Source organism: Mordavella massiliensis (assembly GCF_016901695.1).
GTDB lineage: Bacteria > Bacillota > Clostridia > Lachnospirales > Lachnospiraceae > Claveliimonas > Claveliimonas massiliensis_A.
In genome coordinates, this window is the sequence record NZ_JACJKS010000098.1 from 1 (window position 1) to 279 (window position 279).

The window sequence follows — 279 nt, forward strand, 5'->3', positions numbered from 1 at the left end:
CTACATACAGAATAGCTGGAAGTACGGGAAGTCCAATGGTTTAAGCGAAGGCCTGAACAACAAGATCAAAGTCCTGAAGCGTGTCTCCTTCGGCCTCCACAGCTTTGAATCCTTCCGCAGGCGTATCCTTCTCACCTGCGGAAAGCTCAAGCTTTCCAAAGATCCACAGTGGCTCTTCGCTTTTTTCTGGTGTTTCTCCTCAATTCCCCGGTGTTCTTTAAAGTTTCACCAGTTTATTTTGAAGAACTTCTCCCTTTCCTGGTGTCACCCTAAAACTTC

General features: G+C 46.6%; 1 protein-coding gene. It reads left to right on the forward strand.

Annotation, left to right across the window (positions count from 1 at the left end; all coding sequences use genetic code 11):
* On the forward strand, positions 1-279 hold a 279-nt coding region (locus H6A20_RS13265), incomplete at both ends, for a transposase (RefSeq protein WP_204907553.1).